The following is a 5,678-nucleotide window of genomic DNA, read 5'->3' as shown; positions in this document are numbered from 1 at the left end:
CGGGCAAAAAAGAAACCCTCAGTCCAGTTGGACTGAGGGTTTCGGGTAAAGCCCCTGGCGATGACCTACTCTCGCATGGCTTGAGCCACACTACCATCGGCGCAGCTGCGTTTCACTTCCGAGTTCGGGATGGGATCGGGTGGTTCCACAGCGCTAATTTCACCAGGGAGACGGTTGGAGCGTCGCCATCCAAGAAACGGATTAAGGCGCCCAGTCTCGCATAGTTAACTTGTGACGTAGCTTGCATTTGATGATCTACCAACGTTCGTTGGGACCAAGGCAACTTGAGGTTATATGGTCAAGCCGCACGGATCATTAGTATCAGTTAGCTCAATACATTGCTGTACTTACACACCTGACCTATCAACCACGTAGTCTACATGGTTCCTTTAGGGGGCTTGTGCCCCGGGAAGTCTCATCTTGAGGCGCGCTTCCCGCTTAGATGCTTTCAGCGGTTATCGCTTCCGAACATAGCTACCCGGCAATGCCACTGGCGTGACAACCGGAACACCAGAGGTTCGTCCACTCCGGTCCTCTCGTACTAGGAGCAGCCCCTCTCAAACTTCCAACGCCCATGGCAGATAGGGACCGAACTGTCTCACGACGTTCTGAACCCAGCTCGCGTACCACTTTAAATGGCGAACAGCCATACCCTTGGGACCGACTACAGCCCCAGGATGTGATGAGCCGACATCGAGGTGCCAAACACCGCCGTCGATATGAACTCTTGGGCGGTATCAGCCTGTTATCCCCGGAGTACCTTTTATCCGTTGAGCGATGGCCCTTCCATACAGAACCACCGGATCACTAAGACCTACTTTCGTACCTGCTTGATCCGTCGATCTTGCAGTCAAGCACGCTTATGCCTTTGCACACAGTGCGCGATGTCCGACCGCGCTGAGCGTACCTTCGTGCTCCTCCGTTACTCTTTAGGAGGAGACCGCCCCAGTCAAACTACCCACCATACACGGTCCCTGATCCGGATAACGGACCTAGGTTAGAACGTCAAGCACGACAGGGTGGTATTTCAAGGATGGCTCCACTGCAGCTAGCGCCACAGTTTCATAGCCTCCCACCTATCCTACACAGACGAACTCAACGTTCAGTGTAAAGCTATAGTAAAGGTTCACGGGGTCTTTCCGTCTTGCCACGGGAACGCTGCATCTTCACAGCGATTTCAATTTCACTGAGTCTCGGGTGGAGACAGCGCCGCTGTCGTTACGCCATTCGTGCAGGTCGGAACTTACCCGACAAGGAATTTCGCTACCTTAGGACCGTTATAGTTACGGCCGCCGTTTACTGGGGCTTCGATCAAGAGCTTCGCCTTGCGGCTGACCCCATCAATTAACCTTCCAGCACCGGGCAGGCGTCACACCCTATACGTCCACTTTCGTGTTTGCAGAGTGCTGTGTTTTTGATAAACAGTCGCAGCGGCCTGGTTTCTGCGACCCTCTTCAGCTATAGCTCGCATGAGCCACCAAAAAGGGTGCACCTTCTCCCGAAGTTACGGTGCCATGTTGCCTAGTTCCTTCACCCGAGTTCTCTCAAGCGCCTGAGAATTCTCATCCTACCCACCTGTGTCGGTTTACGGTACGGTCTTCGTGAGCTGAAGCTTAGGAGCTTTTCCTGGAAGCGTGGTATCAGTGACTTCGCCATAAAGGCTCGTCTCGGTGCTCGGTCTTAAAGAATCCCGGATTTGCCAAAGATTCAAACCTACCGCCTTTCCCCGGGACAACCAACGCCCGGTACACCTAACCTTCTCCGTCCCTCCATCGCACTCACGCGAGGTGCAGGAATATTAACCTGCTTCCCATCGACTACGGCTTTCGCCCTCGCCTTAGGGACCGACTAACCCTGCGTCGATTAACGTTGCGCAAGGAAACCTTGGGCTTTCGGCGTGCGGGCTTTTCACCCGCATTATCGTTACTCATGTCAGCATTCGCACTTCCGATACCTCCAGCAGACTTCTCAATCCACCTTCGCAGGCTTACGGAACGCTCCTCTACCGCGCATAAAACAAGTTTTATGCACCCCAAGCTTCGGTTCACTGCTTAGCCCCGTTAAATCTTCCGCGCAGACCGACTCGACCAGTGAGCTATTACGCTTTCTTTAAAGGGTGGCTGCTTCTAAGCCAACCTCCTGGCTGTCTGTGCCTTTCCACATCGTTTTCCACTTAGCAGTGAATTTGGGACCTTAGCTGTGGGTCTGGGTTGTTTCCCTTTTCACGACGGACGTTAGCACCCGCCGTGTGTCTCCCGGATAGTACGTACTGGTATTCGGAGTTTGCAATGGTTTGGTAAGTCGCGATGACCCCCTAGCCATAACAGTGCTCTACCCCCAGTAGTATTCGTCCGAGGCGCTACCTAAATAGCTTTCGAGGAGAACCAGCTATCTCCGGGTTCGATTAGCTTTTCACTCCTAATCACAGCTCATCCCCGTCTTTTGCAACAGACGTGGGTTCGGGCCTCCAGTACCTGTTACGGCACCTTCACCCTGGCCATGACTAGATCACCCGGTTTCGGGTCTACTGCCCGCGACTATGCGCCCTTATCAGACTCGGTTTCCCTTCGCCTCCCCTATACGGTTAAGCTTGCCACGAACAGTAAGTCGCTGACCCATTATACAAAAGGTACGCAGTCACTCTTGCGAGCTCCTACTGCTTGTACGCACACGGTTTCAGGATCTATTTCACTCCCCTCTCCGGGGTTCTTTTCGCCTTTCCCTCACGGTACTGGTTCACTATCGGTCGGTCAGGAGTATTTAGCCTTGGAGGATGGTCCCCCCATATTCAGACAGGGTTTCACGTGCCCCGCCCTACTCGTCTTCACTGGAGTGGCCCTTTTAAATACAGGGCTATCACCTTCTATGGCCAATCTTTCCAGATTGTTTTTCTAAAGCCATTCCAGCTTAAGGGCTGTTCCCCGTTCGCTCGTCACTACTCAGGGAATCTCGGTTGATTTCTTTTCCTCCGGTTACTTAGATATTTCAGTTCACCGGGTTCGCTTCCAGCAGCTATGAATTCACTGCAGGATACTGCCGAAGCAGTGGGTTTCCCCATTCGGATATTGCCGGATCAAAGCTTGTTGCCAGCTCCCCGACACTTTTCGCAGGCTACCACGTCCTTCATCGCCTCTGACCGCCTAGGCATCCACCGTGTGCGCTTATTCGCTTGACCATATAACCCCAAGTTGCCTCGGAGTTACATGTACGTGTTGTGTGGGGTACAAAGCCACCAACGCGAACATACGACTCAATTATTTAGGGACTCGAAGTCCCCGCCTTAGCCTCAACGACACGTTTAGATAGATATCTCAAACGCTCGCTACGTCACAAGTTATAAAAGAACATGTATCAGCCTCAACGCTGATCCATATAAATTCTTAAGTGTGCACTACATTCAGAGTGGTGGGTCTGGGTAGACTCGAACTACCGACCTCACCCTTATCAGGGGTGCGCTCTAACCACCTGAGCTACAGACCCGAAGTCTTTTCACTCAATATGGTGGAGCCTGTCGGGATCGAACCGACGACCCCCTGCTTGCAAAGCAGGTGCTCTCCCAGCTGAGCTAAGGCCCCAAAAGGGACTTCGCATACCGACCTGTGCCGGTATGAATCTCTGAATGCAGGTAATTTGTGAGGACGCCCGACAGGACGAATGACGTCATGCTCAAAAGGAGGTGATCCAGCCGCACCTTCCGATACGGCTACCTTGTTACGACTTCACCCCAGTCATCGGCCACACCGTGGCAAGCGCCCTCCCGAAGGTTAAGCTACCTGCTTCTGGTGCAACAAACTCCCATGGTGTGACGGGCGGTGTGTACAAGGCCCGGGAACGTATTCACCGCAGCAATGCTGATCTGCGATTACTAGCGATTCCGACTTCATGGAGTCGAGTTGCAGACTCCAATCCGGACTGAGATAGGGTTTCTGGGATTGGCTTACCCTCGCGGGTTTGCAGCCCTCTGTCCCTACCATTGTAGTACGTGTGTAGCCCTGGTCGTAAGGGCCATGATGACTTGACGTCATCCCCACCTTCCTCCGGTTTGTCACCGGCGGTCTCCTTAGAGTTCCCACCATTACGTGCTGGCAACTAAGGACAAGGGTTGCGCTCGTTGCGGGACTTAACCCAACATCTCACGACACGAGCTGACGACAGCCATGCAGCACCTGTCTCACGGTTCCCGAAGGCACCAATCCATCTCTGGAAAGTTCCGTGGATGTCAAGACCAGGTAAGGTTCTTCGCGTTGCATCGAATTAAACCACATACTCCACCGCTTGTGCGGGCCCCCGTCAATTCCTTTGAGTTTCAGTCTTGCGACCGTACTCCCCAGGCGGCGAACTTAACGCGTTAGCTTCGATACTGCGTGCCAAATTGCACCCAACATCCAGTTCGCATCGTTTAGGGCGTGGACTACCAGGGTATCTAATCCTGTTTGCTCCCCACGCTTTCGTGCCTCAGTGTCAGTGTTGGTCCAGGTAGCCGCCTTCGCCACGGATGTTCCTCCCGATCTCTACGCATTTCACTGCTACACCGGGAATTCCGCTACCCTCTACCACACTCTAGTGACCCAGTATCCACTGCAATTCCCAGGTTGAGCCCAGGGCTTTCACAACAGACTTAAACCACCACCTACGCACGCTTTACGCCCAGTAATTCCGAGTAACGCTTGCACCCTTCGTATTACCGCGGCTGCTGGCACGAAGTTAGCCGGTGCTTATTCTTTGGGTACCGTCAGAACAATCGGGTATTAACCGACTGCTTTTCTTTCCCAACAAAAGGGCTTTACAACCCGAAGGCCTTCTTCACCCACGCGGCATGGCTGGATCAGGCTTGCGCCCATTGTCCAATATTCCCCACTGCTGCCTCCCGTAGGAGTCTGGACCGTGTCTCAGTTCCAGTGTGGCTGATCATCCTCTCAGACCAGCTACGGATCGTCGCCTTGGTGGGCCTTTACCCCGCCAACTAGCTAATCCGACATCGGCTCATTCAATCGCGCGAAGCCCGAAGGTCCTCCGCTTTCACCCGTAGGTCGTATGCGGTATTAGCGTAAGTTTCCCTACGTTATCCCCCACGAAAGAGTAGATTCCGATGTATTCCTCACCCGTCCGCCACTCGCCACCCATAAGAGCAAGCTCTTACTGTGCTGCCGTTCGACTTGCATGTGTTAGGCCTGCCGCCAGCGTTCACTCTGAGCCAGGATCAAACTCTTCACTTAAAATTACATGTCCGAAGACAAATACTTTAGCTGCAGAAGTTCAACCACTGACAACTTATCGCTTGCAAAGCAATTAATATGTTGCTTTTTGATTAAACGTCTGCAAGATGGACAATCATCCTTCCTGCAGGCGTCCGCACAAATTACCTGCGCACACTGTCAAAGAACATTGGGAAGTGGCCTCAGCGCCGTTCCCGTCAGCTTCGTCGTTTCCGTCGAAGCGAGCCGCCCATTATAGCGGACTTTTTCTTGCCGTCAACACCTCATTTCGAGGTGGTTGACGCTGCTTCGTTTCGACCCGAAGGTTTTCTGCGAAGCGAGCCGGCCATATTAGCAGGCTTTTCATCGTCGTCAACCCCTCGTGAAGAGGAAGTTGGCGCCGCTGTACTTCAATCCGCCGCAGCGTCTTTCCGTGTAGCGAGCCGCCCATCATAGCCGGCTTTTTCGTTTCGTCAACACCTT

General features: G+C 53.3%; 1 protein-coding gene, 2 tRNA genes and 3 rRNA genes. All 6 read right to left on the bottom strand.

Annotated elements, in window-relative coordinates; genetic code table 11:
- Nucleotides 1-52: 52 nt before the first annotated feature.
- A 5S ribosomal RNA gene (rrf, locus tag XnspCFBP7698_RS21155) occupies nt 53-167 on the bottom strand.
- A 127-nt stretch (nt 168-294) separates the two neighbouring features.
- Nucleotides 295-3,175: ribosomal RNA gene (locus XnspCFBP7698_RS21150) — 23S ribosomal RNA — on the bottom strand.
- Nucleotides 3,176-3,403: 228 nt separating this feature from the next.
- Nucleotides 3,404-3,480: transfer RNA gene (locus XnspCFBP7698_RS21145), tRNA-Ile, on the bottom strand.
- A gap of 19 nt (nt 3,481-3,499) precedes the next feature.
- A tRNA-Ala gene (locus tag XnspCFBP7698_RS21140) sits at nt 3,500-3,575 on the bottom strand.
- A 94-nt stretch (nt 3,576-3,669) separates the two neighbouring features.
- A 16S ribosomal RNA gene (locus XnspCFBP7698_RS21135) occupies nt 3,670-5,216 on the bottom strand.
- The 16S, 23S and 5S rRNA genes sit together here with 2 tRNA genes alongside, the layout of an rRNA operon.
- Nucleotides 5,217-5,448: 232 nt before the next feature.
- Nucleotides 5,449-5,678 (bottom strand): hypothetical protein (locus XnspCFBP7698_RS21835; protein WP_233549052.1); only part of this gene is annotated, 230 nt, incomplete at its 5' end.

The organism is Xanthomonas sp. CFBP 7698 (genome assembly GCF_003600855.1).
Classification (GTDB): domain Bacteria; phylum Pseudomonadota; class Gammaproteobacteria; order Xanthomonadales; family Xanthomonadaceae; genus Xanthomonas; species Xanthomonas cannabis.
Note: the sequence above shows the minus strand (reverse complement) of the source record. Positions and strands in the feature narration are given on the sequence as shown.